Below are 25,695 nucleotides of genomic sequence, written 5' to 3'. Positions count from 1 at the left end.
CGGATTCCGATAGGGCTACGACAATTGTATATGGCGATTTGGAAATGGGTAATTGTTGGAGTCGAGACAGATAAGATTTAATTTGCGGTGACAGTAAAAGGCAAATAAGCTGTCGTTCAAAATTCCGTTAATTGCTGGCTTAATAGGATGTGCCGACGTTAGGAGGCGCATCGATCGAGTATCAAACACAGCATGACAGAATACCGACGTTTTTACCTGACAAAAGCCATGTGGTTTTTCACCGTCAATCTTGCCGAACGGAAAAACAATGACCTGCTGATTGAGAAGATTGATGCATTACGAAATGCCTTTCGGTATGTAAAACAACGCAAACCTTTTTCATATTGATGCCATCGTCATTATGCCGGATCATTTACATTGCATTTGGACATTGCCGCCCGACGACGGTAATTTCTCTGTCAGATGGAATATGTTGAAGGGGTGGTTTTCCAGGTTAATCGACCACGGCGAAAGAATTTCAAAAAGTCGTCAAAAACGCCGTGAGCGTGGAATATACCCACAGGGCACATGTGGCAGCGACGATTATGGGCGCATTTAATCGAAGACCAAGACGATTACAATCGTCATATCGATTATATTCATTGGAATCCGGTAAAACATGGGCATGTTCAAAATGTAATCGATTGGCCTTATTCAAGCTTCCACCAATATGTGAAGCAAGGTATTTATGAAAGAAATTTGGGGCATAATGAAAATAACGAGATTGATGGTATTGAGTGACGCGACCGATGCGCCTCCTAACGTCGGCACATCCTATTTGTGCGCACCTTATCGCGTTGGCTTTTGTTCAAGGTCGGGTAGTATGGAGAAAATTGTTGCGTGAATTACCAATATCAAGCTTTGAGTAAACTGCCTGTTTTATTGGCTCCTTTGCTGTGTGAGTCTTAAAATACCACTGGGTTCTAATAGATATAATCTTGTTGATAAAAAATGATTTCGATACTGGATATTTTTCGATGATTTCAAAGAGCCTTTCTTTTGCCAAGTGATCAAACTTACTAAGAGTATCTAAAAAATAAAAATAGCTTATTATGTCGTAGGCCGGAGTATTTTTCTCTCTAGCAAGAGCCTCAATAATCTCTTTAAGCTCCGGCTTACTTATAGAACTAACAATCTTTTCAATATTTCCCATCACCCAAACAAATATATTGAATAAAACGTTTTTTCTGATTTCCGCAAGTTGAATAGATTGTTGTTTATTTGGATCAAACCTGTCGGACATTTTGTATTGCCTTTGAATAAACTCAACTATATCCTCTAGCTTCTGCTTGTCTGTAAGTAAAATCTTAGCCAATCTCAATCCGGCATCGCAAATTATTTCTATAATGTCGTGTATTGTAGTTATTTCTAATGACCCTGATTTGTTTTTTAATAACTGACTTAGTATTTCAATATTTTTATGACATTGATATATGCTGCCAAGGAAATGATCTTCATCAAGTTCGCTTTCTGTGGAGTCTGAAGTGGAATTTGATTCAATAATATCCCTTATATTTCTCTGTTGCTCCCTTTCAACCTCTACGTTCTCATTATTTGATAATTGGGCAGGTATCGATTTAAGAAGTTCGACAAACATGTCTGTTTCTTCTTTATCCAACTTGGCCGGAATCACTTCATCAATTGCACAAATAGTGTAAGTTAAAACTTCATTAAGAATGTCATGCGTTTGGGAATGATGAATTGTAAATATTAGTGTTAAAGAATTGTTTCTAAAGCGACTTTTTGACACCAGATCGATAATTAAGTCATGGCAAAATTTATGATTTGTAGCAAGATACTGACCTAAAAAATAATAATAACTATAAGCAAGATTAAACTTTATAAATCCATTGCAAGTCTTAATTAACCCATTCGGCCCAACCAGCCTATTAAGAATTGCCTTGTTGACAATGTATTTTTCCCTGTATTTATCAACAAAGGCATCATATTGATGATGAGCTATAGTTATGCTTGCCGAGTTTAATCTATGAATCTCAAAAGCAAGGTGTTGTGCAAAATTAAAACAGAAATTAACTGAATCATCATCGTTATTTATGCCAGACTTTCTTATATGAGCAAGTATCAAAACATAATAACAATGTCCATAGGCAGTAATTTTTAAATCTTTAGGCATAAACGCCTCGTAAGACTGCAATATTGTGAGAATGAAAAATGGGTATCTAGGCAGTATTTTATTGTCAATAATAATTGAGTTTATATTATTTTCAATTTTGTCTATTTCTGAATACCCTGTATCTTCATTGAAATGTGCGCGTGTTACTGTAAGCCATTTCTTTATAAGTTTTTCTTGTTTTGCATGAGTAAACTGTTTGATGGACAAGCACGTAAAATCTATTAGGCGCTTATCATCAGAAAAAAACTCGCATAATCGTCTGACGAAGTAGTTATAATAATTTTGTCGAAAACTTTTCTTGCTTCAGCCAAATGTTCTAAGCACTTTCCATGTGGAGAAAGATTATCAAAAATAATTATTTTTTCATCTTTTTGAGACCAAATATCATAACTGCCAATATATTGACTTTCATAACAATTTCGAAAAATATCACCACTTGCCTTTTTACTTGAAATATTATTCAAATCAATTAAAAGTACAGGACGCCCTTCTTTTATTAGACTTGTCAGCAAGTGGGTGCATAATTTTGATTTCCCGCTTCGTTCCTCTCCATAAATAATTACCTTTCCGCCTTGAAGTATTTGCAGTGGGGTCTCTATTAATATTTCCGATGTCAAATCTACTTGCTTTACTACATTAGGAAAGACAAATATGTCGTTAATATCCATTCTTTCACTTGCTTGTGAATAAAATTCTGTCTTTGAAATCTCGTTTAAGAAATCTGGACGTAGCGCAAAGCATTTAGAAATTTCTTCAGAAACTTTTTTAATTTCCTCATATATTTCGTTGAGGGCATCATCTTTAAAAGGCTGTTTAGAAATTGGCTCATTGTTTTTTGGCAGAACTTTGAGCTTGTGCATACCATAGAAATCTTGCCAAGGACAGGATTCTAATATAATTGGGATTATGTGTTTTTTATTATTTTCAAGATATTGTTTTGCATACAGAAATTGGCGCTTACAGTCATTATCAGAAATAAAGGCGGCACTTAAGATAACAACAATAATATCTGATTTATCAATTTCGTACTGAACTTCCTTATCAATTGTTTGGCCTGCCAACACTTCTTTTCTTGACCAGTCTTTTATCTTATTGCTCTCCTTCAGAATAGCAAAATAACGCGACAAGTCACTACAAAAACCTTGATTGTCAGGGTGGTACAAATAAACTAACCTTGGCTCTGCCATATCTGCCTCATTCCTTATGATTGTTAGCGTTATATATTTAACGCCAACTCTTTCACTTTTAAATATACGTTATGCCAAGCTTCATCTTGATCTAGCCATTTCGCAATAGGCTTTCCATCTGTTGGAAGAGCCAAATATTTAGACATATCATCGAAGTCAATCCACGGACATTCTCTAACAATCACAGAAACAAGTTTTTTGTTCATCCCTTTTGCCATTAACCACTCATCTTTGCAAGCTTTTGAGCTTAAAAAGTCTATACTAACCAAAAACATTACGATATCCGCCTTCTGCATTGCTTTCTCAATTTCATCCAATAAATTTTCTCCGGCAAGAATTTTCCTGTCACACCAATCGTCAATTATGTTTTCACTTTTTAAAATTGATAGAAATTTCTCAATATTTTTTCTGTGTAACTCATCTGCATGACTGTAGCTATAAAAAACGTTTATTGCCATATAACCTCCGAAAGTATTAATTAGGGTAGTGGAATTTGCTGATCGGCGTGAAGCGTTTGCGATTGACAGAGGGCGTAAACGTACCACACCCTACATTTCGGCTCAAAATTGAATAGGCATGACGAACTAAAAAACCGTAAGGCCCAATCGTAGGGCGCCAATAGGCGTAGCCGTATTGCGCCGCATGTTGGTCATTAAGTTTCGGCGCATTACGCTAAAGCTAATGCGCCCTACGCGGCTAACTGATCGAGAAAGGCTTTGATTCTGTCGCGGACCGGTTTGTCCAGCTTGTTGATGGCTTTGGCGGCGCCCGTCTTAAGCCTAATGCTCCATGGCATTGAGTTGCTGCTCCCATTCCTCCAAGCTGATGGTATCGTCCTTGCCGCTAGATAATTCTGCTAACGCCGTATCGGCGGCAGCCACATCGGCCAAGTCTTCGAGGTAATCACTAAGGAGACTTTTGATCAGTTGCGCGGGGCTGATGTGTTCCTGCTCGGACAACTGACGGAGCAGGTTTGCCGTGTCGTCGTCGATATTGAGTGTCATCATGCTGCTGCCTCTATTGTGATTTAGGGACGTAGGATGTGCTGAACAGCGTGAAGCGCATCGTTCGCGATTGGTGCGGTTCGTAAACTCACCACACCCTACGCCTGCTTTTGGCAGGACATTTGGCATAGGCATTGTTGTTCCGTCTGACGGATTTTGGCCGGTTTTGAGCCTACCGCTACGGCCCAACTCACGCTAGCTCACGCAGATTCTAACTCTATTTTTACGTTTTTACCGAACGCGGCGGCGCTTACCAAGGTGGTCAAGGTTAAACGGGTATCTTCTTCGTCCAGCAATCGATCTAAGCGAAGCCCTGCTGGTGTGCATTTTTTGGCCATGCCGTTTTACTGAGTTTGAGCGCCGACATGCCTTATAGCCAAGCATCGACCGCCGCACTAATTCACGACACTCGGCCAAAGCGGATATAGCGCCGTAGCGGCGAGCCGGCCGACCAGATGAAGGCTTCGGTGTAGTAGTGCATCAAGGCCAAATAGCCGACGATGCCCAAGGTGGCGGCTTTGTAGACCTGAGTGGAAAACAGCGTTTGCAAGATCAGGTTGACGGCGGCGTCGCCGTGGACCTGTAGCCAGTAAGTCAATGCGAACGACAACAGCGGCAGCACCGCGACGGCCGGCAGCCGGCAAGCTTCGGTCAGGCGAAACAGCGCATTCTGCGGGTGGCCGGCGTGGCGGTTGACGTCGTGGGTCGCGTAAAAACTGTAGGCGGTGATGTCATGCACCAAGCGCGGTATCAGAATCGCCAAAAAGTAATATTGCTGGCTGTACACAAACCAACTGGCAACGACTAACAAGGTGTTGGCCCACAGAAAATACCAGCCCAAGCGGCTGGCGACGTAGCGCTGGCAGATCCAAGTCGTCGCCAGCAACGCGGCCGTCAACGCCGTGGCGATTTGCAGAATCAACGCGGCCTGCTCCGGCGCCAGGCTGTTCTTCATGAAAATACCGATGTAGGTGAAGATGCCGGCCGTCACGCTGAGCCACAATTGCAGATAAAACGCCCAAGTCGGCAGGCGGCACACGGCCTTGGCGATGCCGTGCTGTTGTTTCAACACGTGATAGACGGTCCAGCAGGCGCTGATCAGATACAGCACCCGGTAGGGTATGAACAAACTGCCGACGCCGAAGAACAGCACGATGAAGGCGCTCATCCCCAACAATTTGCGTTGGAAAGTTTTCAGATACTCGGCATGGCTGACTAACAGCAGATTGCTGGCGACGATGTGCGGGGTGCCGAACAAGACTTGAAACAGCAAAAAGTGGCTAGGGCTGCTGGGCAGCGCATCGCGCAAGGCGTGGTCGAACAGCCAGCTATCCAGGCCGAGCGCGATCAGGCAGATCGGCACGATGCCGTACAGGCTCAATAAAAAACGGAAAGACACCGCCATGCCGGCGGCTTGCCCGGAAACCGGAAGAGTCTGCGCTACCATGTTGCCACCTGTCGTTATTGTTATCGGCGGCGGTATTATCGCTATTTTGCGGACAGACTCCAATCCGGGTTTAGCGTGTCCCGCGCTTGCCCTGCAAGCCGCCGCTATGCCAGACCACGACGTGTTGGCCGGCCTGAAAATCGCCCGCTTGCAGTCTGTCGTAGACTGCGTACAGCAATTTTCCGGTGTATACCGGCTCCAGCTCGACGCCATGCCGGGCTTCGAACGACGCGATAAACGCCAGCAGTTCCGGCGTGGTTCGAGCGAAGCCGCCAAAATGGTAGTCGAGCCACAAGCGCCAACCACCACTATCGGGCCGGCCTTGAACGGACAACAGTTCGCGAATGTCGCTGTACAAAAAGTCGCCGCCTTTTAAGGCCGCCACGCCGACGATTTCCGCGCCGGGCGCCACCGCGCCGACCGCGCCGGCCAACGTGGTGCCGGTGCCGCAAGCCAGCGCCAGTATGTCGTAAGGCGTATCGATTTCCGCGACCGCTTCGGCCACGCCGCGCCAGGCCAATTCGCCGGCACCGCCTTCCGGCAACCAATATTGCCCCGACTGCCTATCCGGCGGGTCGTGCCATTCCCGATACGCGCGCAAGCCCCGGTATTCTTCGCGCGACACAAAGCGCAGTTCCATGCCCCATTCCAGCAAGTCACGCAAGGTCGGATTCAGCCGCGCCGGACACTCCCCGCGCACGAAGGCGGCGGTCTTCAGTCCCAGCTCGCGGCCGGCATAGGCCAAGGCGTGCAAGTGGTTGGAATAGGCGCCGCCCATGCTGACCACGGTATCGGCGCCGCGCCGCAGGGCATCATTCAGCGGGTATTTGAGCTTGCGCCATTTGTTCCCGGATATCACCGGATGCAGCAAATCGTCGCGCTTGATCGACAACGTCACGCCGCGCGCGCTCCAGGCCGGATCGGCGATCCGCTGTAACGGCGTCGGCGCGAATTGGTCGGCTAAGGCCCGCAAACGCGGGTGCAGTTCGTTCAACGCGCTTGCTTAATCGCCCAAGCCACGTCCAATGCTTGCCGGTTGGCCTTGACGTCGTGGACTCTGAACAGTTGCACGCCGGCCATCACGCCCAGCGCGGTCGTCACTGCGGTCGCCGTGACCAGTTCGGCGGGCTGTTCGACATTGCAAATGCCGCCCATGAAGCGCTTGCGGCTGGTACCGAGCAGCACCGGCCAGCCGAGCGCGACGAAACGGTCGAGGTGGGCCAGCAGCTCCAGATTGTCCTGTTTGCGCTTGCCGAAGCCGATGCCCGGATCGATGGCGATGTTTTCGCGCGGAACGCCGGCCGCCAACGCCGCGTCGACGCGCTGCTTCAGGAAGGTCTCGACTTCGCCAACCGCGTCCTGATAATGCGGCGCCTCCTGCATCGTCTTGGGTGTGCCTTGCATGTGCATCAAGATGATCGACGCGCCGCGCTCGGCGGCCAGATCGAGCATACGCGGGTCGCCGAGTCCGCCGGATACGTCGTTGATCCACTCGGCGCCGGCGTCCAGCGCGGCGGCGGCGACCGGCGCGAGCATCGTATCGATGCTGATGGTTACCGGCCGGCCTAGCTTCACGATCGCGCTAATCGCCGGCACGACCCGGCGGATTTGTTCGTCGGCACTGACCGGTTCGGAACCGGGACGGGTGGATTCGCCACCGATGTCGATGATGTCGGCGCCCTCTTCCAACATGGTTTCCGCTTGGCGGATCGCCGCCGCCAAGCCGGTAAATCGGCCGCCGTCGGAAAAACTATCGGGCGTGACATTGAGTATCCCCATCAAGCGGGGTTTGGCGTTAGCGTGAAACATTGCGGCAGGCACTCCAGTCGGGCAAACGCATAGTTTAGCGCCGGGGAGCGGATTTTCGAAAAACGGGCGGGAAGTAGCTGGGAAAATACGACGGGGGGTCGAGCTAGGAAGGCGGACCGCTCCACCGACGGTGGAGCGGTCCGCCGCACGGATTAAGCCCGCAACAAGGCTTTTACCAAACGCTCGGACAACTGATCTTCGGTAAATTGCGGTTCGTTGGGCGGGTACAACAAGACTTCGTCGATTTCAAAGCCGTATTCCTTACCCAATGCGATCAATTCCTTAATCTTTAACGCGGCTTTTAATTTCTCGCCCAGTTCCGAATCGGCGCGGGCTTTTTCGGAAAACTCTTTTATCACTTTAATGGTCGTCATGAATAACTCCGTAATGAATCTGACTTTGGATACTAATCCAAGCACCTATAAGCAAAAAAAAGCCAACTTAATAGACTTGAATTGCTTAAGGTTTTTGTCCGTTCATCTCGGGGGCTTATCCGACAAAGTGAAATTTAACGACAATCTACAAAAGGTTTTGTCGTAAACACGACAATTACAACGTCATTTGTCCAAACCGCGATAACCGCCGCTGTAATACAACAGCGGATCGCCCTGCCGACAAATCGCGCGCTCGACCTCGCCGACCACGATCCAGTGGCTGCCGGCTTGTATTTGTTGAACGACGCGACATTCCAGCGACGCCAGAGACTCGCTGAGCAACGGTACCCCGGTTTGTCCGGCGACCCAGGGCACCGCCGCGAAGCGTTCGACTTGGGTGGTATTGCCGGCAAACTGGTTTGAGACCGCTTCCTGCTCGCGGGTCAGGATATTCACGCCGAAAAACCGACTTTCCAGCAAACCGTTGCCGGTATCGGTGCGTTGATTCAAACACACCAGGATTTGCGGCGGTTCCATCGAAACGCTGCTGAACGCGGTCGCGGTCATACCTTTAAGTTGGCCGCCGCGGTCGGCGGTGGTCACCACCGTGACGCCGCTGGCCCACAATTTCAGCGCGTCTTTAAACTGGCTGGCATCTACAGTCATAAATCTCTCTAAGTCAATTGGCGCGGGGATAGTCCCGCATCAGTGTTTCGGACGCATGTGCGGGAATAACAGCACGTCGCGGATACTCGGTGAATTGGTGAACAGCATCACCAGCCGATCGATGCCGATGCCCTCGCCGGCGGTCGGCGGCATGCCGTGTTCCAATGCGGTGATGTAATCGGCGTCGAAATGCATGGCTTCGTTGTCGCCGGCTTCTTTTTCCTCGACCTGCTTCTGAAAGCGTTCGGCTTGGTCTTCGGCGTCGTTCAACTCGGTGAAGCCGTTGGCGATTTCGCGGCCGCCGACGAAAAACTCGAAACGGTCGGTAACGTGCGGATCGCTGTCGTTACGGCGCGCCAGCGGCGATACTTCGACCGGATAGGCGGTAATGAAGGTCGGATTCATCAAACGATGCTCGACGGTTTTTTCGAAAATCTCGATTTGCACCTTGCCCAGGCCGTAACTGTCCTTGACCGGAATCTTCAGATTTTCCGCGACTTTCACGGCCGCTTCGCGGGTGCTCAGGTCAGCCAAGGTCAATTCGGGGTTGAAATGCAGGATGGATTCCAGCACCGTCATCCGCGCGAACGGCTGGCCGAAATCGTATCGATCGCCCTGATATTCGATGATGCTGCTACCGACCACGTCTTCGGCGATGCCTTTCAGCAAGGCCTCGGTCAAATCCATCAGGTCGCCGTATTCGGCGTAGGCTTGGTAGAACTCCATCATCGTGAACTCGGGATTGTGCCGGGTCGAAAGGCCTTCGTTGCGGAAATTGCGGTTGATCTCGAACACCCGCTCGAAACCGCCGACCACCAGCCGCTTTAGATATAGTTCCGGCGCGATGCGCAAATACAACTCCATGTCCAGCGCATTGTGGAAGGTGGTGAACGGCCGCGCCGTCGCACCGCCGGGAATCACTTGCATCATCGGCGTTTCCACTTCCAGGAAGTCGCGGGCGATCAAAAATTCGCGGATGTAATTGACGATCTTCGAACGCATCAGGAAGGTCTTGCGGGTCTCGTCGCTCATGATCAAATCCAGATATCGCTGGCGGTATTTGATCTCCTGATCGGCGATGCCGTGAAATTTTTCCGGCAACGGCCGCAACGCTTTGGTGAGCAGGCGAATGTCATCGACCTTGACGCTGAGTTCGCCGGTCTTGGTTTTGAACAAGACCCCTTCGGCACCCAGGATGTCGCCAATGTCCCACTTCTTGAACTGATCGTTGTAAACGCCTTCCGGCAAATTATCGCGCGCGACGTAGGCCTGGATTTGCCCGGACATGTCCTGCAAATGGCAGAAACTGGCCTTGCCCATGATCCGGCGGGTCATCATCCGTCCGGCGATCTTGACCCGAATCGGCTCGGCCAGCAGCTCTTCCTCGGCTTTATCGCCGTATTCGGCGAGCAATTCGCCGGCCACCACATTGCGGCGAAAATCGGTCGGAAAAGCAATACCTTCTTCTCGTAGCGCCGATAATTTCTCGCGGCGTTGTCTAATCTGTTCCTGTTCGTCGTGTTCGAGTTCTGACATTTTCAAAAATACTAATTAAAAATAAATACGGTCGAATTTAGCGACTTAAAGGCAACAATCTGACTCTTTCGCGTAATTCGTCCGCAACGATCAAAGCACCGTTATCAAGCTCGGCGTTGAATCGGTTCAACAATTCCACAGCTCTCGGTCCGAGTACTTTGGGTGAAATATCTTGGGTACGAATTTGAAATACGCTTGGCGCGACCGCACCGGTCAACGCCAACAGCGCGCCAAAATCCAAATCGTGGGTAAATACCACGACTGCGTTTTCCCTGGCCCAGTTAAATAGTTCGGCATCCGGAGCATCCGCGGGACCAACCGTGGACCAGTGAAAGGCTTCGAATCCAGCCTCGTTTAGCACGCTTGTCCACGCCGGCGACAAATTCATGTCCAATAATATTTTCACGCGGCGTTCAAGGGTAACTCGAGTTCCTCCGCTCGCCAGGCAGCAAAACGTAAGGCTTCAGTAATATCCTCTGCTTCCAGATACGGGTACAACTCCAATATCTGTTCGGTCGAATAGCCGCAGGCGACCAAACCCACCAGCATTCCGGCTGTCACTCTTAGACCGCGTAAACAGGGCTTGCCGCCCATCACCGCAGGATCGAACGTTATCCGTTGCAAACCTTTCATGTGACCTCCAACCGTTACAATCGAATTTACAGCCCGCTTTTCAAGCTAGCTTCGATAAACTGATCCAACGCCCCGTCGAGTACCGCCTGGGTATTGCCGGTTTCGACATTGGTGCGCAGGTCCTTGATCCGCGATTGGTCCAGCACATAGGAACGAATCTGGCTGCCCCAGCCGATGTCGGATTTGGAGTCTTCGATCGCCTGTAAACCTTCGTTGCGTTTCAGCATTTCCATCTCGTACAGCTTGGCTTTCAGCTGCTTCATCGCGGTGTCTTTGTTCTTGTGCTGCGAACGATCGCTTTGGCACTGGGTGACGATGCCGCTGGGGTTATGCGTAATCCTAACCGCCGATTCGGTTCTGTTGACGTGCTGACCACCGGCGCCGCTAGCGCGGTACACGTCGATGCGCAAATCGGCCGGGTTGATGTCGATTTCGATGTCATCGTCGATTTCCGGGGATACGAACACCGACGCAAACGAGGTGTGGCGGCGGTTGCCGGAGTCGAACGGCGATTTGCGGACCAAGCGATGCACACCGGTTTCGGTGCGCAACCAGCCGAAGGCGTAAGGACCTTCGAATTTGATCGTCGCGCTCTTGATGCCGGCCACGTCGCCCGGCGATTCTTCGATCAGTTCGGTCTTGAAGCCCTTGGCCTCGCCCCAGCGCAAATACATGCGTTCTATCATCGAGGCCCAATCCTGCGCCTCGGTGCCGCCGGAACCGGCCTGAATGTCCAAAAACGCGTTGTTCGGGTCCATTTCCCCGGCGAACATACGCTGGAATTCCAGACCGGCGACTTGTTTCTCGTAAGTTTCCAGATCGGTAGCGACGGTTTCGACGGTGTCTTCGTCGTTTTCCTCGACCGCCATCGCCAGTAATTCTTCGGCGTCGTTCAGCCCTTGCTCCAGGTCCTTGATGGTATTGACGATGCCTTCCAGCATCGCCCGTTCCTTGCCCATCGCCTGCGCTTGCTCGGGCTTGTTCCAAATGGCCGGGTCTTCCAGTTCCCGCAATACTTCGACCAGCCGCTCGCTTTTGGTATCGAAATCCAAATAGGTTTTCAGCCCGGCGGTGCGTTCGCGCAAATCGGCAATCTTGTATTTGATAGGATTAATTTCTAGCATCAACTATTAAAACCCTGACCGAAGCCTGGGGTCTCCGCGTTAAAAAACCGGTTATTGTAAACGATTACGCCGCCGCGATGGCTTTGCGGTTTTTCAGACTCCAGACGATACACGCCACCCCGGCCAGCACAAACGGAATGCTCAACAGTTGACCGGTGGTGATAGCCCACGCAGTCTCGTACATCGCCTGCTCGGTTTTGAAATATTCCAATCCAAAGCGCACGCTGAACAACAGCGTCAAAAAGCAACCGAACGAGAAGCCTGGCTTGTCGGCATGCTTGCGATAAATCGTCAAACAGATCGCGTAAATCGCCAAATAGCAGGCCGCTTCGTAGAGTTGCACCGGATGCCTCGGCAGCGGATCGATCCGGCTGAACACCACTGCCCACGGCTGTTCGCTGGGCGTGCCGAGAATTTCCGAGTTAAAAAAATTGCCGATGCGGATTAGCGCGCCGGCCAATGCGGTCGGAATACTGACCCGATCCAGCAGCCAAAAGAATCCGTCGCCGTAACGGCGCCGGTACAAGTACAAGGCCAATATGATGCCCAGCGTCGCGCCGTGGCTAGCCAAACCGCCTTCCCAGATCGCCAGAATTTTCAATGGGTGCGACAAATAGTAGGCCGGGTCGTACAGCAACGTGTGACCCAACCTGGCCCCGAGTATCGTCGCGATCACCATGTACCACAGCAGCGTGTCCAGTTCTTCGACATTCTTACCCTCGCGTTGGTACATCCACTGCATCGTCAAGAAGCTGCCGACGAAGCCCATCGCAAACATCAGGCCGTACCAGCGAATTTTCACAAAGCCGATATCGAACAGAATCGGGTCGATATTCCAAATCAAGTGGTGCATGGCAAATCTAAAGGGAGTTTGAAACGGGCGAACAGGTTACAAGGTTAACCGCGGACGGGCAAACCGGTTTTGAAATTCAGACCGACATCGCCAAGACGAAAAGGGCAAAATCACTCGAATATGCCACAATCAGCCATCATTCGTTCAAGGAACGCGCCATGCCTAAGTTCATCCTGCCCTGCCTCTTGCTGATGTTGCTGCTGGCCGGCTGCGCGTCGGAAAACTGCGACAACCGGGAATTGATCGGCATTCTGTCGCCGAATCAGAGCAGTGCCGGACTGCTAATGAACTACGCCAAAATTTCCGCCTGCCGGGCCGATACCGTTCAACTGAAAGCCGGTAGCGACGAAGAGAAAAAGTTAATCCTGATCTACGACTTGTATATCAAGGCCAGAAGCTACAAGGCTTGGAATTCGCTATTTTTCGGCTTATCCGTGACCGCTGCGATCGCGGTTTTTCTGTGGCCGGCACTGGGCGTGATTTTCAAGAGCCGGGAACAACACTGGCCCTGGCTGCAATCCCCAATCATGCAAACCACCGTGACCGGTATCGCCGCGCTGATGTTTGCGTTTTACAGCCAATATAAAACCAAGCAAACCCAGACCGAGAATCTAATGCGGACGGCCACCTACTCCAGCATGGCCCTGGAACCGTTAAGCCGGAAAATCATCGCCGACATGAGCTCGATCGATGAAGGCTTTAACTTTAACAACGTGTTCGACCATCCGGATTCGAAGAGCAACACCGCTGAAAAAACCGAGCCGGCCCCGCCGCCGGTCAGTCCCGGCGGCTGACTTGCACCACGCCGCCGACAATCCTGACCGGGAAGGTCTCGACATCTTCGTAAGCCGGCGCGCATTTGACTTGGCCGGTCTTGACGCAAAACCGGGCGCCATGGCGAGGACAAACGATCTCATCGCCGTCCAGCTCGCCGCTGGCGATTTCGGCGCCGTCGTGGGTACACACATCGGCAATCGCGTAAAACCGACCGTCGATTTTAAAGACCGCCACCTCGTCGCCGTCGATATCGACCACCACATGCTCGCGGTCGGCCATCGCCGATTCCGCCACCACGTCTATCCATTCCTTCATCTCGAATCTCGCTGTTGGTGAAGATTGGTTACGCAAAACCTCATCATTTCAAATAGACATCGTAACGCAGCAACTTACCCTGAAAACTTTGGCTCGGTTTGCCGCCCAACGGCTCGGCATGGTCCGGACTCTTGACGACGACCCGCTTGCCGGTTGCCGCCCAAGCCGCATCGAACAAGGCTTGTCTATCCAGGTCGTCGCCCAAGATATCGCGCAGGATCGCCATCGATTTACGCGTGGCCGCACTCTGCTTTTTCTTGGCGGGGAACATCGGATCGAGATAGATACAGTCCGGCGCTTCCGGAAGATCGGCCAGCAATGCGATCGCGTTGCCGATCAATAACGTCGGGGGCGAGAGTTCGCGCCGTCGCACCCAATCTTTTTGCGCCAGCCGTTCGAAGCCGTCCTGAATCAAGACCGCCATCACCGGCGAACGCTCGATGCAGGTCACCTGGTAACCCATCCGAAACAACGCCAAGCTATCTTGCGCCCAGCCGCAGGTGGCATCAACCACGGTATGGGTTTTCTTGCCGATGGCCTGGGCCAGCAGGTCTTTTTTCGGCGCCGGATAGGAATGCTGCTCGCCGGGGCGCGGATCGATCTCGACGGTCAGCCCGCCTTTTTTCAGGGTTTGCCGGTCGAGTAGCTTCAGGCAACCGTCGCGGTAAGCTAGAAAAAATTCGGCGGCGTCCAAGTTAGCGGCGTCGAAATCCAACAAATCGGCGTTCAACCACTCGGCCAACACCGCCGAGCGCTGGTCGCCGGCTATCACGGCCAGCTGAGTCATGACAGCAACGCCAAGCCAAGGCGATTCCCGTAACCCGGACCGAACCTCAACACGGTTTACTCGGTCGAAACCGCTTCCCGCTCGTTCTTCAACGCCGCATCCAGCGTATGCCAGGCCAGCGTCGCGCATTTGACCCGCGCCGGATATTCCCGGACGCCGGCCAATACCGCCAGCTTGCCGATCGCTTCCAGATTGATGTCTTCGGTCTTGCCGGTGGTCATTTCGTGGAATTGCTTGAACAAGGCTTCGGCCTCGTCTTCGGTCAAACCCTTGATGATTTCGGTCATCAAAGACACCGACGCGGTGGAAATCGCGCAACCGGAGCCTTGAAAGCTGGCGTCCTGAATCACACGATCGTCACCGATTTTCAAAAACAGCGTCAACTTGTCGCCGCACAAAGGGTTAAAACCATCCACCCGCCGATTGGCCTCTTCCATGATGCGGAAATTGCGCGGATTACGGTTGTGGTCGAATATGACCTCTTGGTATAGGTCGCGTAAGTCTTCAAACATTAGCCAAACACCTCTATTAAGGATTTGATGCCTTGCATCAATACGTCGATTTCTTGGCGGGTATTGTACATGGCGAACGAGGCGCGTGCCGTGGCCGGCACGCCGTAAAAGTCCATCACCGGCATCGCGCAATGATGACCCGCGCGTATCGCAATGCCCAAACTGTCCAGCATGGTGCCGATGTCGTGCGGGTGAATCCTATCCAGCGTGAACGATAAGATGCCGCCCTTGTGGGCCGCCTGACCGATGATGTTTAAACCCTTGATTTGTTGCGCCTGTTCGGTGGCATAAGCCAGCAGCTCGGCTTCGTAAGCCGCGATATTGGCAACGCCGACCGCCGCGACGTAATCAATGGCCGCCCCCAAACCAATGATTTCGGCGATGGCCGGCGTGCCGGCTTCGAACTTGTGTGGCAGGCCGGCATAGGTGGTTTTCTCGAAGGTGACGGTGCGTATCATATCCCCGCCGCCTTGATACGGCGGCATCGCTTCCAGCAAGGCTTGCTTGCCGTACAGCACGCCGACGCCGGACGGGCCATAAAGCTTATGGCCGGAGAACACGTAAAAATCGCAGTCCAGCGCTTGCACATCCACCGCCATGTGCGGAATCGCCTGCGCGCCGTCGAGCAATACCGGAATGTTTCTGGCGTGGGCGGCGGCGATGATGTTTTCGACCGGATTGATCGTGCCCAGCGCATTGGACATTTGAGTAATCGCCACCAGCTTGGTCTTGGCGTTCAGCAACTTTTCGAATTCGTCGAACAGCAATTCGCCGGCTTGGTCCATCGGCGCGACTTTCAACACCGCGCCGATCTGCTCGCACAGCATCTGCCAAGGCACGATATTGGCGTGATGCTCCATCGCGCTGATGACGATCTCGTCGCCGGCTTTCAATTGCGACTTGCCGTAACTTTGCGCCACCAGATTGATCGCCTCGGTCGCGCCGCGCACGAAGATAATCTCCTTGTCGCTTTTGGCGTTGATGAAGGCCCTGACTTTCTCCCGAGCACCTTCAAACTTGTCCGTGGCTTTGACACTTAAGGTGTGCACGCCGCGATGGATGTTGGCGTATTCGCGACTATAGGTATGAACGATGGCATCGATCACCGCTTGCGGTTTTTGGCAACTGGCGGCGTTGTCCAGATAAACCAAGGGCTTGTTGCGAATTTTCTCGCCGAGGATAGGAAAATCGGCGCGGACTTGTTCTACTGGAAATATGCTCATCGCTAACTGTTTGGTTTAATTGATTTCGTTATTACTACACACTAGAATCGAGCCGATCGATTCGCTAAATGGGATAAAACTATGGTCGCCGTTTTTCCGCAAAAACACCTAACCGACATCGCCGAATGGCATCGCATGGGCGAAGCCGGCATTTTTCCGCCCGAAAGCCGACTGGAACTGATTGAAGGAGAAATTCTCACCATGTCACCGATAGGATTTAACCATGCAGGACATGTTGATCGTTTAAATCGCATTTTTGCCCACTTATGGAACCAGGGTGTTACAGTTCGCGTACAAGGCCCAGTCCAACTCGGAGACTTGTCCGAACCGGAACCCGATCTGGTTCTGGTTAAACCCGATACCGACGACTACACCACCCGCCATCCCAACGCCGCCGACGTGCTCTTGCTGATCGAAGTCTCCGACAGCACTTTGCGCTTCGACCGCACCCAAAAACTGCGCCTGTATGCCACCCACGGTATTAGCGAATACTGGATCGTCAATCTGATCGACCAGTGCCTGGAAGTGTATCGGCAACCGCAAGACGGCGACTATCTGAATCAATCCGTGCTGACAACCGCCGATAGCATCGACTTGGTGGCGTTACCGGCGCTTCGGGTATCGGTCGCGGCTATTTTACAAACTGATCGCCGGAAACCGCTGTAACAATTCTTTCAGCAACAAACCTTTCAACTCGGCATTTTCGACCTTATCGACCATCTCGTTGGCAAACGCAAAGGTCAAAATATTCCGCGCGGTCGCTTCATCGACACCGCGCGATTGCAAATAGAACACCGACTTTTCTTCCAACTGGCCGACCGTCACGCCGTGCGAACACTTGACGTCGTCGTTGTAAATCTCCAATTGCGGTTTGGTATCCACCTCTGCATCCGCGGATAACAGCAGATTGCGATTATTCATCTCCGAATCGGTGTGTTGCGCGCCTTCGGCGACAATCACCCGGCCCTGAAACACGCCGCGCGCCCGGTTATCCAGCACGCCTTTGTAATATTCGCGGCTGATGCCGTGCGGCTGCAAATGGTTGATGCGGGTATGGTTGTCCAGATGCTGGCGGCCGCTGGCGACGAACAAGCCATTTAAAGTGCATTCCGAGGCTTTGTCCAAATCGCTGTGAATGTCGCTCCGCGCCAACAGGCTACCGAGCGCAAAGTTGTGGTGAACAAAGCGGCTGTCCGGCGCTTGTTTGACGTAAGTACCGCCAAAATGCCGGGCTTTTTCGGCTTCCAGTTGCACCTTGTACAGCGTCAAGCCGGCGTTGCGCCCCAGCAGACACTCGTTGACCGAGGCACTGAAATAACTGTCTACGCTGCCGACATAGGTTTCGATAAAAACGGCGTCCGCTTGGTCGTTAACGATGAACAGGTTGCGCGTCGCCGCCAGCGCATTGGTTTCGGTCACGACGTGCAGAATCTGCACCGGTTTGTCGAGCGTCTGCTTCGCCGCGACTTCAATCACGACGCCATCGCCGAACCAGGCGTTATTGAACGCCACCAAGCTGTGCTCGGCCGTCGTCACCGCCTGACCCAATCTCCCTTCCAACACCGCTGGGGTTTCGGTCAACAAATCCTTGAGACTGGACACGGTCACCGCGCCGGCATCGGCGTCGATGCGCGACAGGTCCGCCGCGAAGCGGCCGTTAACCAAGACCACGCTGATAGCGTCATCCAGCCGATATTGATTCAACCATGCGACGTCGATCACTTGGCCGGTTGTCGGCGCGAACACGGTTTTGCTCAACGCCGACAGGTCGGTATAGCGCCATTCTTCCTCGCGGTGACCGGGAAAACCGCGTTCGCCGAACGCTTGCAAAGCTTCGCCGCGAAGCGTTTGCAACCACGGTAGCTCCCGACCGGGCAAACTATCGGCCAAGGCCGGATAGGCCGTCAAATACGGATCGTGGGTTGTTTTGCTCATCATGCCGCCTGCCCTTCCAGCCAGCTATAGCCTTTTTCTTCCAATTCCAGCGCCAGCTCCGGTCCTCCGGATTTAACGATCTTGCCGTCTGCCAATACATGCACCACGTCAGGTTTAACGTAATCGAGCAAGCGTTGGTAGTGCGTAATCATCAGGAAGGAGCGTTCGGCGTTACGCAAGGAATTGACGCCTTCGGAGACGATGCGCAATGCGTCGATGTCCAAACCGGAATCGGTTTCATCGAGGATGCACAAATTCGGCTCCAGGATCGCCGCCTGCAGAATTTCGTTACGTTTCTTCTCGCCGCCTGAAAAGCCTTCGTTGACCGCACGATACAAGAACTTCTCGTCCATCTGCAGCAATTTGACCTTACCTTTCACCAAAGTCAGAAAGTCCATCGCATCGACCTCCGGCAAGCCGCGATGCCTGCGCATCGCGTTCAGCGCCGCTTTGAGCAGATAAATATTGCTGACGCCGGGAATCTCGACCGGATATTGGAAGGCCAGAAACACCCCTTCGCGAGCACGGACTTCCGGCGCCATGTCCAGTAAATCCTTGCCGTTATAGGTCACGCTGCCGGCGGTCACTTCATAACCCGGCTTGCCGGACAGCACGTGCGACAAGGTACTCTTGCCGGCGCCGTTGGGGCCCATGACGGCATGGACTTCGCCTGGGTTTATGTCCAAGGTCAGGCCTTTTAAGATAGGTTTGTCGTTGATGCTGACATGGAGATTTTTGATGCTGAGCATACGTTTAGTCACCTAAGTTTTTAAAATGTAGACTGGGTAAAACGAAGTGAAACCCAGCATTAAATCTTTGTTTTTGTGTCGCTATCGCGACGGTGTTTTAAAGTCGGTTTCACGAAACACATCCATGTGTTTCGCCCTGCGGGTGCTCCGCATGCAAATCGGCTATCCTGCCGATTTGTCGGACCGACAACCGAGATACTTTTCTTTGCTTATCCAAAGAAAAGTGTCCAAAAGAAACGACACCCGGATGCCGCTTGTTCCCTGCGCTCCTCAGGTTTGAGCGGGGTTTTCCGAAGGGACTTCCCAGCCCTTACGTAAAACGCGATGCATCCCTGCATCGCCCCTACTGGCAAATCCGCTCAAACCCTCGGGTGCTCGGCGCGGCATAAGGGACGAAAACCATCTCCAGAATTGACCGATTTACCATTCCTTAATGGCTGCAAATCAGACAACCCTTCATAGGATGTGCCGAACAACATGAGGTGCATCGTTCGGAGCGATGCGCTTCGTATTCACTCAGTACATTCTTTTCTGGATAAATCGCACCCACCTTACATATCTAATTAGCTTTATCGTCAATATTATTAATGCGTACGGAGTCCATAATGCTTTTTATCAATTGTTCCGTACTTTCGTTTGCTGGACCACCAAATCCAAAATACACAGCCTTTCGATTCCCTAAAAGCCTTGAAAAAGCAACCCAAATTACCTCATTATTTGCTTTTGTCTTGTCAACAACCTTAAAAACTAAATTCATGTCATCCGAGACAAATTTATCTGCCGGCGCCTTTAGAACCCTAAAGTCTTTAAAATTTTTACCTGAAAATATCAAATCAAAGTCACCAACATTCATGCAACGCAACTGATCTTCAACCGGCCAATTCTCTGAAAGTTGAATTACAGAAAAAACCAATGACACGTTATCACTCACAAAAAAACTTCGCTCCTGCTTGAACTCAATATCGCAATATTTCTCGCTTACAGGCTTTCCAGGAACAATCAAATCAGTAATTGGCAATCCGAATGAATTTAGGCTAATTCTTTGATCACCTACATCAATAATAAATTGTGGCCCACTTTCTTCTTCATGAAAAATAGAAATTGGCTTTCCGAAAAGAGCCTCCCTATCCACTTTCATTTCAGCGAGTATTTTATTATTCTTATCTTTATATATATAGTTAAAAAAGAATCCTCGCTGAAACCACGATGCCATCTCTCGCCACTGAAGTAACAGTTTGAATTTATCAATTATTGCCTCACGACTAAAAAATAAGTCATTGGTACAAGTATCGTCTAAAAAGGTAACTTCGAAGTTAAACCCTTTTTGATTTTCTATCCTAGTACCCTTAGATTGACTTGGACAACCCATTTGGCCCGCCATCCGCTCTTCGAACACCGGCATAACTTGTACCATCTCCTGAAGCATCTCTTCAGTTATGTCCCATGGTTTTGCATATGCGACTGGCATAAACAACAAAAACATTGAAAAAAAACAAATTACTTTCACGTTTGCCTAACCTGGTTGATGTGATGTACATTCAAAATGATACGCGTCGATCAAACGATGCGGCTCCTATCGTCGGCATATCCTACAAATTCTCGCCACCCTCAAAATATCCATCCACTTTCAATCCCGCGACGGGTTTTATCCCCCTGTTGCCGCGCCGAGCACCCGCAGGGCGAGGCACATGGATGTGCCGAGTGAGCCAAGCGGCATGGAGTGTCCTTTCTTTTGGGTACTTTTCTTTGGACAAACACAAATTCGTCTGGAACGAATTTGAACAGCCGATAGGCTGGCCCGCAGGGCGAAAACCAGGGATGGTTTTCGTAGCGAAAGTACCTCGGCTGTCGGGCCGAAACCCGACTTAAAACAAAACCCGTCGCGACAGCGACACCTTAAAAAACAAAAGCCGACGTGTTGGGTTACGGCTGTCGCCTTTTATGCCCTAAGGGTAAACCCAACCTACGAAAACCGAAACTCACTCCCCCAACACCACATAATTCCGCAAAATCTCCCGATGAAACGACTCCGGCAATCTCGCCCAATCGCGCGCCTCAATCAAAATTGGAATATTCGATTCCCTAACCGCTTCCAAAAAACTTTCCAACTTCTCCAGCGGAATTTTGCTCAAATCAGGCGCACGCAAAACAATATCCAAATCGCTGGCGTCGTGCGCATCGCCATTAACCCGCGAACCATAGGCCCAGGCGCTGACGCCAGGGAGATACTCGGTCAATAACTGCAATAAGCAGCGCTTATCCTGCTCCCGCAACAATAATCCGCTCGAATTCATGCCCGTTTAGCGATAACGTCGTTAAGCTGTTTGGCATCGAAAATAAATTGCGGCAAAAGATTCAAGGTTTCCTCCGCAAAACCTTCGCCGTAATCGTGGGCGGTATCGTTACGGTTATCCCGATATTGCAACCAACGTTCGACAGCCTCCACCGAAATCAAGCCATGCTTGGCCGCATGGCGAAATACATCCTTGAACGTTAACGCGTCAACTTGCTTGGGCGATGCGAAATAGGGTTTCAAACATTTTTTCAGCAACTTACCCGACTGCTCCAGAATAATCTCGAATTCCTTGACGCACGCGGCGCGATAAATGTCGTACATCGCTTCGTCGTCGGTGCGCTCGCTCAGATACCCTTGCGCACGTTCCAAAGTGGCAATGCAACGAGCGAAGTAGTCGGTATTCAATTCCGCCATCAACCAACCGCCCCTTCCAAACTAATCCCTAACAAAGCCTGTGCCTCAACCGCAAACTCCATCGGCAATTCCTTGAACACTTCCTTACAAAACCCATTCACAATCATCGATACCGCATCTTCGGCGGACAAACCGCGCTGCTGACAGAAGAACAATTGATCTTCGCTGATTTTGGATGTCGTAGCTTCATGCTCGACCTGCGCGGTCGGCTGCTTTACCTCCACGTAAGGAAAGGTATGGGCGCCGCAGCGGTCGCCGACCAGCAACGAGTCGCACTGGGTGTGATTGCGGGCATTTTCGGCGGACTTGGCAACCTTGACCAAACCGCGATAGGTGTTTTGTGCCCGACCGGCGGAAATACCCTTGGACACAATGGTGCTGCGGGTGTTTTTACCGATATGGATCATCTTGGTGCCGGTGTCGGCTTGCTGCAGATTATTGGTCAAAGCCACCGAATAAAATTCGCCGACCGAATCGTCGCCCAGCAACACGCAGCTTGGATATTTCCAAGTAATCGCCGAGCCGGTTTCGACTTGGGTCCAGGACACTTTGGAATTGTGACCGCGACACTCGGCGCGCTTAGTCACGAAGTTATAGATGCCGCCCTTGCCGTCCTTGTCGCCCGGATACCAGTTTTGCACGGTGGAATATTTGATTTGTGCATTGTCCAGCGCGACCAATTCGACGACCGCCGCGTGCAGCTGATTTTCGTCGCGCATCGGTGCGGTGCAGCCTTCCAAATACGACACATGCGAGCCTTCGTCGGCGATGATCAAGGTTCTTTCGAATTGGCCGGTGTTGGCGGCATTGATCCGGAAATAGGTCGATAACTCCATCGGACAACGCACGCCTTTGGGAATGTAAACGAAAGACCCGTCGGTGAATACCGCTGAATTCAACGCGGCGAAAAAGTTGTCGCCAACCGGCACCACGGTACCGAGGTATTGCTTAACCAAGTCCGGATGTTCTTGCAACGCTTCGGAAATCGGGCAGAAAATCACGCCGGCGTCTTTCAACTTGCCTTTAAACGTGGTTGCAACCGATACGCTGTCAAACACGGCATCGACTGCGATGCCGGCCAGACGTTCTTGTTCGTCGAGCGGTATGCCGAGCTTTTTATAGGTATCCAACAATTCCGGGTCAACTTCGTCCAGAGACTTCGGTCCGGCCTTTTTGGATTTTGGCGCCGAGTAATAGCTGATGGCTTGATAATCGATAGGATCGATCTTGAGCTGAGCCCAATCCGGCGCCGGCATGGTTTGCCAGTGGCGAAAGGCTTTCAAACGGTATTCCAGCATGAATTCCGGTTCGTTCTTCACCTTGGACAGCCTGCGGATCACGTCTTCGTCGAGACCGGGCGGAAAGGTGTCGACCTCCAATTCAGTGACGAAGCCTTGCTTGTATTCCTGACTGATCAGTTGTTCGATTTCTTGGGCGGTTGCGGACATGGGCACTCTCGCTGAATTAACGGAATAAACGACTCACGGGTATCGTGACTTCTTCGGGCGGTTTGAACGGAACGATCATGTCGGCTAACGAAACCGACTCCAACGCTTGAGCGATCCGGTCGTTCAGCAGGTGCCACCTGCCTTGAATCCGACAACCGCTGGCTTGATCGCAACCTTTGTGAGAAACGGTACATTCGGTCAAGGCGATCGGCCCCTCCAAGGCACTGATGACGGTAGCCACCGAAATCCGTTCCGGTTCCCTGGCCAACGAATAGCCGCCTTTCGCACCTCGAACGGAAGCAAGTACGCCGGCCTTGGTTAATATCTTCAAGATTTTACTGACCGTGGGCAGCGCAATCCCCGTGGTCCTAGACAGCTCTAAGGCCACATGTACGCGGGATTGGTCCCGCGCGATCACGCTAAGTATCACGGTTGCGTAGTCGGTCAACTTACTAAGCTTCAACATTCAAACCTCATAATTGAGACCATTCTAGTCCAATTTATTTACCTAGTAAAGTACTTGGTTATTCACTTACCCCCGCTCCCCTCAACTTCGGCTAAAATGTGGCAGCGATCCGCGATCCAAGGAGAACCTGTTGGACTAGATAAGAGGAAAGCCCGATCTCATGCACTTGACTGGCTCATCAAGCCGATAACCAAACAATGTGAGCGACCTCTCCGCCCACCAGCGCGCGACCAAGCAGAATGATCCGAGAACAGCCGAGAAATGATTTTATAGACCGACTTAAAGACGTTAGGCTTATATCGCAAGCCACTAGAATGGAAAATCAAAAAAGACCCGACGATTTTTTTCTCCAACATTAAGTTTAATTTAAACCTCGGGAATACCCACCAAACTGTTACTACGATCTATCGAATAGATTGATAGCATACGCACCGTTAGTCGATTATCAGCAACTTCCACACCTGCAATCAATAAAAAGCACACCCTAAAATGACTCAACCAAAAGATCAAATCCGAAAAAACAGCATTTGGGTGGTAATTGGGAAATTTGCCGAACAAACCAGTCAGTTCTTATTCGGTGTAATACTCGCTAGATTATTAACCCCGGAAGATTTTGGCCTGGTAGTTGCCATCCAAATCTTCACGGGACTGGCGGGATTCATATCAGGCGCAGGCATGGGCGGCGCCCTAATCCAAGCAAAGCAAGTGCATGCCGCCCATTTTCAAGTTGTATTTACAGTCCAATTGTTGATCTGCTGCGTCATCTATGCGTTATTCTACTATTCTGCTCCGTACTTGGCCGATTACATGCGCAATCCTATCTATACGGATCTAATTCGCGTATCCGCCTTGAGCTTCCTAACCAGACCATTCCTTAATGTACCTAGATCAAAATTAATTAGGGACATGAAGTTTAATATAATAACCACAAATGCAATAATAAGCGGACTAGCAACCGGTATTGCCAGCATAACTTTTGCTCATTACAATCACGGCGTATGGAGCCTAATATGGGGCGGGCTGGTCGGCGCTATAACCATAATTCCCCTTACAATTTATTTTGCAAGACTCCCGTTGCGCATTAAATACGATTACCAAATAGCCAAAAATCTCGGCATAATGGGGGCGAAGTTTACCGCAAACGATATTTTAGTTTATCTACGCAATCAAGCTCCAAATTTTATAATTGGAAAAACATTGGGCCCATATAGCGTAGGACTTTTTAACAAAGGCGAAAGCCTAAGCGCCTACCCATTTTCATTTATTGCCGCATCAGCATACGATACAGTTTTCAGAGCATTATCCTCCTATCAAGACAACCTGGATAAAAGTAAATATATCTTCCTAAGGACCATAACTTTAGTCACAACTTACACCTTCCCATTTTATGTAGGCCTACTCTGGACATCGGAAGAATTTATAATAACCATTTTCGGCGAAAAATGGTTGCCGGCCGCCGCTCCACTCCAAATAATTTCAATATCCAGAATGTTCGCATGTATAGGAAACCCATCTGGAGCCGTTCTTGCAGCCCAAAATACACTCGGCGCTGAAATAATACTTCAATTTGTCAGTCTGGTTACAATCAGCGCAGGCTGTTGGTACGGAACAAAACAAGGCGATTTAACCATAATATCTTTAGCATTGTTACCTGGCATTGTTTTTATACACCTTACCGCTACATTAGTAGCTATGAATAAAATTCGAGTTTCATTACACAACCTACTGACAGCATTGAAACCCGCAATAATTTTAAATAGCTTATTATTTGTCGAACTAGCCGTAACTGCATGGGCCCTGGATCGATACCAACCCAATTTGGAGATAAAATTACGGCTATTTTGTTTAGTAACATCCGGTAGCGCCTTTTACACTTTTTTGTTCCTAGCGCTACCTATCCAGTCGCTAAAATCGGAAGCGGAGAAATGGAAAGGGCTTTTGCGAATTAAAAAATATAAAACAGCATAAGAACTAAAATTCAATATCCACCATTATGATAAAAAACC

The 25,695-nt window shown here is 50.6% G+C and carries 28 protein-coding genes and 1 pseudogene; 4 read left to right on the top strand and 25 right to left on the bottom strand.

Translation table 11 applies throughout. The features are described from left to right. Nucleotides 1–192: 192 nt before the first annotated feature. Nucleotides 193–741, top strand: a pseudogene (locus ACP4CD_RS03425) (REP-associated tyrosine transposase). Nucleotides 742–808: 67 nt separating this feature from the next. Here the strand turns inward: ACP4CD_RS03425 and ACP4CD_RS03420 are convergent. The 14 genes from ACP4CD_RS03420 to lgt all read right to left on the bottom strand — a co-directional run bounded on the left by ACP4CD_RS03420 (nucleotide 809) and on the right by lgt (nucleotide 12,767). Beyond that, nucleotides 809–2,341: a hypothetical protein gene (locus tag ACP4CD_RS03420; protein ID WP_426993531.1), complete on the bottom strand. Its 1,533-nt coding sequence runs from the start codon at nucleotides 2,339–2,341 to the stop codon at nucleotides 809–811. 14 nt (nucleotides 2,342–2,355) lie between these two features. After that, a complete protein-coding gene (locus ACP4CD_RS03415; RefSeq protein WP_426993529.1) occupies nucleotides 2,356–3,321 on the bottom strand; it encodes a TIR domain-containing protein in 966 nt (321 codons plus the stop codon). Nucleotides 3,322–3,350: 29 nt separating this feature from the next. After that, entirely contained in the window at nucleotides 3,351–3,779 is a 429-nt protein-coding gene (locus ACP4CD_RS03410; RefSeq protein ID WP_426993527.1) for a toll/interleukin-1 receptor domain-containing protein, read from the bottom strand. A 321-nt stretch (nucleotides 3,780–4,100) separates the two neighbouring features. Then, nucleotides 4,101–4,328: a DUF6290 family protein gene (locus ACP4CD_RS03405; RefSeq protein ID WP_426993525.1), complete on the bottom strand. Its 228-nt coding sequence runs from the start codon at nucleotides 4,326–4,328 to the stop codon at nucleotides 4,101–4,103. A 397-nt stretch (nucleotides 4,329–4,725) separates the two neighbouring features. After that, nucleotides 4,726–5,772, bottom strand: a complete 1,047-nt coding sequence (locus ACP4CD_RS03400; RefSeq protein ID WP_426993524.1) for a hypothetical protein — start codon at nucleotides 5,770–5,772, stop codon at nucleotides 4,726–4,728. Between the two features lie 70 nt (nucleotides 5,773–5,842). Then, nucleotides 5,843–6,766: a 1-aminocyclopropane-1-carboxylate deaminase/D-cysteine desulfhydrase gene (locus ACP4CD_RS03395; RefSeq protein WP_426993523.1), complete on the bottom strand. Its 924-nt coding sequence runs from the start codon at nucleotides 6,764–6,766 to the stop codon at nucleotides 5,843–5,845. Beyond that, nucleotides 6,763–7,581, bottom strand: a complete 819-nt coding sequence (gene folP / locus ACP4CD_RS03390; protein ID WP_426993521.1) for a dihydropteroate synthase — start codon at nucleotides 7,579–7,581, stop codon at nucleotides 6,763–6,765. The genes ACP4CD_RS03395 and folP overlap by 4 nt, the downstream gene beginning before the upstream one ends. A gap of 152 nt (nucleotides 7,582–7,733) precedes the next feature. Beyond that, a complete protein-coding gene (locus ACP4CD_RS03385) occupies nucleotides 7,734–7,955 on the bottom strand; it encodes a Nif11-like leader peptide family natural product precursor (protein WP_064030184.1) in 222 nt (73 codons plus the stop codon). Nucleotides 7,956–8,138: 183 nt separating this feature from the next. Then, a complete protein-coding gene (locus tag ACP4CD_RS03380; RefSeq protein WP_426993519.1) occupies nucleotides 8,139–8,621 on the bottom strand; it encodes a flavin reductase family protein in 483 nt (160 codons plus the stop codon). Nucleotides 8,622–8,660: 39 nt separating this feature from the next. Beyond that, complete coding sequence (gene lysS / locus ACP4CD_RS03375) at nucleotides 8,661–10,157, bottom strand: lysine--tRNA ligase (protein ID WP_426993517.1); 1,497 nt, start codon at nucleotides 10,155–10,157, stop codon at nucleotides 8,661–8,663. A gap of 37 nt (nucleotides 10,158–10,194) precedes the next feature. Beyond that, a complete protein-coding gene (locus ACP4CD_RS03370; protein WP_426993515.1) occupies nucleotides 10,195–10,563 on the bottom strand; it encodes a DUF5615 family PIN-like protein in 369 nt (122 codons plus the stop codon). Then, nucleotides 10,560–10,790, bottom strand: a complete 231-nt coding sequence (locus ACP4CD_RS03365; RefSeq protein ID WP_064030174.1) for a DUF433 domain-containing protein — start codon at nucleotides 10,788–10,790, stop codon at nucleotides 10,560–10,562. The genes ACP4CD_RS03370 and ACP4CD_RS03365 overlap by 4 nt, the downstream gene beginning before the upstream one ends. 26 nt (nucleotides 10,791–10,816) lie before the next feature. Continuing rightward, entirely contained in the window at nucleotides 10,817–11,914 is a 1,098-nt protein-coding gene (prfB, locus tag ACP4CD_RS03360) for a peptide chain release factor 2 (protein ID WP_168029292.1), read from the bottom strand. A 64-nt stretch (nucleotides 11,915–11,978) separates the two neighbouring features. Then, entirely contained in the window at nucleotides 11,979–12,767 is a 789-nt protein-coding gene (gene lgt, locus ACP4CD_RS03355; RefSeq protein ID WP_064030170.1) for a prolipoprotein diacylglyceryl transferase, read from the bottom strand. Nucleotides 12,768–12,925: 158 nt separating this feature from the next. Here lgt and ACP4CD_RS03350 point away from each other — a divergent pair, with 158 nt between their 5' ends. Continuing rightward, complete coding sequence (locus ACP4CD_RS03350) at nucleotides 12,926–13,561, top strand: hypothetical protein (RefSeq protein ID WP_064030168.1); 636 nt, start codon at nucleotides 12,926–12,928, stop codon at nucleotides 13,559–13,561. Here the strand turns inward: ACP4CD_RS03350 and ACP4CD_RS03345 are convergent. The 4 genes from ACP4CD_RS03345 to ACP4CD_RS03330 are packed head-to-tail and all read right to left on the bottom strand — an operon-like array spanning nucleotide 13,545 to nucleotide 16,381. Further along, nucleotides 13,545–13,859 carry a non-heme iron oxygenase ferredoxin subunit gene (locus tag ACP4CD_RS03345; RefSeq protein ID WP_426993512.1) on the bottom strand — a complete coding sequence of 105 codons (315 nt, stop codon included), beginning with the start codon at nucleotides 13,857–13,859 and terminating at the stop codon, nucleotides 13,545–13,547. The genes ACP4CD_RS03350 and ACP4CD_RS03345 overlap by 17 nt on opposite strands. A 43-nt stretch (nucleotides 13,860–13,902) precedes the next feature. After that, complete coding sequence (locus ACP4CD_RS03340; protein ID WP_426993510.1) at nucleotides 13,903–14,646, bottom strand: class I SAM-dependent methyltransferase; 744 nt, start codon at nucleotides 14,644–14,646, stop codon at nucleotides 13,903–13,905. A 56-nt stretch (nucleotides 14,647–14,702) separates the two neighbouring features. After that, nucleotides 14,703–15,158: a Fe-S cluster assembly sulfur transfer protein SufU gene (gene sufU / locus ACP4CD_RS03335; RefSeq protein ID WP_064030162.1), complete on the bottom strand. Its 456-nt coding sequence runs from the start codon at nucleotides 15,156–15,158 to the stop codon at nucleotides 14,703–14,705. After that, nucleotides 15,158–16,381 (bottom strand): SufS family cysteine desulfurase, encoded by a 1,224-nt coding sequence (locus tag ACP4CD_RS03330; protein WP_426993508.1) that lies wholly within the window; start codon nucleotides 16,379–16,381, stop codon nucleotides 15,158–15,160. The genes sufU and ACP4CD_RS03330 overlap by 1 nt, the downstream gene beginning before the upstream one ends. 81 nt (nucleotides 16,382–16,462) lie before the next feature. Between ACP4CD_RS03330 and ACP4CD_RS03325 the strand changes: the two genes are divergently transcribed. Further along, nucleotides 16,463–17,047, top strand: coding sequence for a Uma2 family endonuclease (locus ACP4CD_RS03325; RefSeq protein WP_064030158.1), 585 nt, complete (start codon nucleotides 16,463–16,465; stop codon nucleotides 17,045–17,047). Here the strand turns inward: ACP4CD_RS03325 and sufD are convergent. The 7 genes from sufD to ACP4CD_RS03290 form a co-directional block, all read right to left on the bottom strand. Beyond that, complete coding sequence (gene sufD / locus ACP4CD_RS03320; RefSeq protein WP_426994653.1) at nucleotides 17,018–18,316, bottom strand: Fe-S cluster assembly protein SufD; 1,299 nt, start codon at nucleotides 18,314–18,316, stop codon at nucleotides 17,018–17,020. The two genes, ACP4CD_RS03325 and sufD, sit on opposite strands and share 30 nt — an antisense overlap. Continuing rightward, nucleotides 18,316–19,065, bottom strand: a complete 750-nt coding sequence (gene sufC, locus ACP4CD_RS03315; RefSeq protein WP_426993505.1) for a Fe-S cluster assembly ATPase SufC — start codon at nucleotides 19,063–19,065, stop codon at nucleotides 18,316–18,318. The genes sufD and sufC overlap by 1 nt, the downstream gene beginning before the upstream one ends. A 559-nt stretch (nucleotides 19,066–19,624) precedes the next feature. After that, nucleotides 19,625–20,572, bottom strand: a complete 948-nt coding sequence (locus ACP4CD_RS03310; RefSeq protein ID WP_313730101.1) for a hypothetical protein — start codon at nucleotides 20,570–20,572, stop codon at nucleotides 19,625–19,627. 472 nt (nucleotides 20,573–21,044) lie between these two features. Beyond that, nucleotides 21,045–21,359 (bottom strand): nucleotidyltransferase domain-containing protein, encoded by a 315-nt coding sequence (locus ACP4CD_RS03305; RefSeq protein WP_313730100.1) that lies wholly within the window; start codon nucleotides 21,357–21,359, stop codon nucleotides 21,045–21,047. Next, a complete protein-coding gene (locus ACP4CD_RS03300) occupies nucleotides 21,356–21,775 on the bottom strand; it encodes a nucleotidyltransferase substrate binding protein (protein ID WP_426993503.1) in 420 nt (139 codons plus the stop codon). Before ACP4CD_RS03300 ends, ACP4CD_RS03305 begins: the two co-directional genes overlap by 4 nt. Next, nucleotides 21,775–23,223 carry a Fe-S cluster assembly protein SufB gene (gene sufB / locus ACP4CD_RS03295; protein WP_313730098.1) on the bottom strand — a complete coding sequence of 483 codons (1,449 nt, stop codon included), beginning with the start codon at nucleotides 23,221–23,223 and terminating at the stop codon, nucleotides 21,775–21,777. Before sufB ends, ACP4CD_RS03300 begins: the two co-directional genes overlap by 1 nt. A gap of 16 nt (nucleotides 23,224–23,239) precedes the next feature. Then, nucleotides 23,240–23,689: an SUF system Fe-S cluster assembly regulator gene (locus ACP4CD_RS03290; protein ID WP_071158215.1), complete on the bottom strand. Its 450-nt coding sequence runs from the start codon at nucleotides 23,687–23,689 to the stop codon at nucleotides 23,240–23,242. A 489-nt stretch (nucleotides 23,690–24,178) separates the two neighbouring features. Here ACP4CD_RS03290 and ACP4CD_RS03285 point away from each other — a divergent pair, with 489 nt between their 5' ends. Continuing rightward, nucleotides 24,179–25,657, top strand: coding sequence for a lipopolysaccharide biosynthesis protein (locus ACP4CD_RS03285; RefSeq protein WP_426993501.1), 1,479 nt, complete (start codon nucleotides 24,179–24,181; stop codon nucleotides 25,655–25,657). Nucleotides 25,658–25,695 lie beyond the last annotated feature (38 nt).

This window comes from Methylomonas stagni, from assembly GCF_050154735.1.
Taxonomy (GTDB): Bacteria; Pseudomonadota; Gammaproteobacteria; order Methylococcales; family Methylomonadaceae; genus Methylomonas; species Methylomonas koyamae_A.
This window is presented reverse-complemented; position numbering and strand designations above follow the sequence as displayed.

Bases quoted from the DNA above. Each gene is read 5' to 3' on its own strand.
- ACP4CD_RS03415 (WP_426993529.1), bottom strand. From the start codon at position 3,321: ATGGCAGAGCCAAGGTTAGTTTATTTGTACCACCCTGACAATCAAGGT.
- ACP4CD_RS03410 (WP_426993527.1), bottom strand. From the start codon at position 3,779: ATGGCAATAAACGTTTTTTATAGCTACAGTCATGCAGATGAGTTACAC.
- ACP4CD_RS03405 (WP_426993525.1), bottom strand. From the start codon at position 4,328: ATGATGACACTCAATATCGACGACGACACGGCAAACCTGCTCCGTCAG.
- ACP4CD_RS03400 (WP_426993524.1), bottom strand. From the start codon at position 5,772: ATGGTAGCGCAGACTCTTCCGGTTTCCGGGCAAGCCGCCGGCATGGCG.
- folP (WP_426993521.1), bottom strand. From the start codon at position 7,581: ATGTTTCACGCTAACGCCAAACCCCGCTTGATGGGGATACTCAATGTC.
- ACP4CD_RS03385 (WP_064030184.1), bottom strand. From the start codon at position 7,955: ATGACGACCATTAAAGTGATAAAAGAGTTTTCCGAAAAAGCCCGCGCC.
- ACP4CD_RS03380 (WP_426993519.1), bottom strand. From the start codon at position 8,621: ATGACTGTAGATGCCAGCCAGTTTAAAGACGCGCTGAAATTGTGGGCC.
- lysS (WP_426993517.1), bottom strand. From the start codon at position 10,157: ATGTCAGAACTCGAACACGACGAACAGGAACAGATTAGACAACGCCGC.
- ACP4CD_RS03365 (WP_064030174.1), bottom strand. From the start codon at position 10,790: ATGAAAGGTTTGCAACGGATAACGTTCGATCCTGCGGTGATGGGCGGC.
- prfB (WP_168029292.1), bottom strand. From the start codon at position 11,914: ATGCTAGAAATTAATCCTATCAAATACAAGATTGCCGATTTGCGCGAA.
- lgt (WP_064030170.1), bottom strand. From the start codon at position 12,767: ATGCACCACTTGATTTGGAATATCGACCCGATTCTGTTCGATATCGGC.
- ACP4CD_RS03350 (WP_064030168.1), top strand. From the start codon at position 12,926: ATGCCTAAGTTCATCCTGCCCTGCCTCTTGCTGATGTTGCTGCTGGCC.
- ACP4CD_RS03345 (WP_426993512.1), bottom strand. From the start codon at position 13,859: ATGAAGGAATGGATAGACGTGGTGGCGGAATCGGCGATGGCCGACCGC.
- ACP4CD_RS03340 (WP_426993510.1), bottom strand. From the start codon at position 14,646: ATGACTCAGCTGGCCGTGATAGCCGGCGACCAGCGCTCGGCGGTGTTG.
- sufU (WP_064030162.1), bottom strand. From the start codon at position 15,158: ATGTTTGAAGACTTACGCGACCTATACCAAGAGGTCATATTCGACCAC.
- ACP4CD_RS03330 (WP_426993508.1), bottom strand. From the start codon at position 16,381: ATGAGCATATTTCCAGTAGAACAAGTCCGCGCCGATTTTCCTATCCTC.
- ACP4CD_RS03325 (WP_064030158.1), top strand. From the start codon at position 16,463: ATGGTCGCCGTTTTTCCGCAAAAACACCTAACCGACATCGCCGAATGG.
- sufD (WP_426994653.1), bottom strand. From the start codon at position 18,316: ATGAGCAAAACAACCCACGATCCGTATTTGACGGCCTATCCGGCCTTG.
- sufC (WP_426993505.1), bottom strand. From the start codon at position 19,065: ATGCTCAGCATCAAAAATCTCCATGTCAGCATCAACGACAAACCTATC.
- ACP4CD_RS03305 (WP_313730100.1), bottom strand. From the start codon at position 21,359: ATGAATTCGAGCGGATTATTGTTGCGGGAGCAGGATAAGCGCTGCTTA.
- ACP4CD_RS03300 (WP_426993503.1), bottom strand. From the start codon at position 21,775: ATGGCGGAATTGAATACCGACTACTTCGCTCGTTGCATTGCCACTTTG.
- sufB (WP_313730098.1), bottom strand. From the start codon at position 23,223: ATGTCCGCAACCGCCCAAGAAATCGAACAACTGATCAGTCAGGAATAC.
- ACP4CD_RS03290 (WP_071158215.1), bottom strand. From the start codon at position 23,689: ATGTTGAAGCTTAGTAAGTTGACCGACTACGCAACCGTGATACTTAGC.
- ACP4CD_RS03285 (WP_426993501.1), top strand. From the start codon at position 24,179: ATGACTCAACCAAAAGATCAAATCCGAAAAAACAGCATTTGGGTGGTA.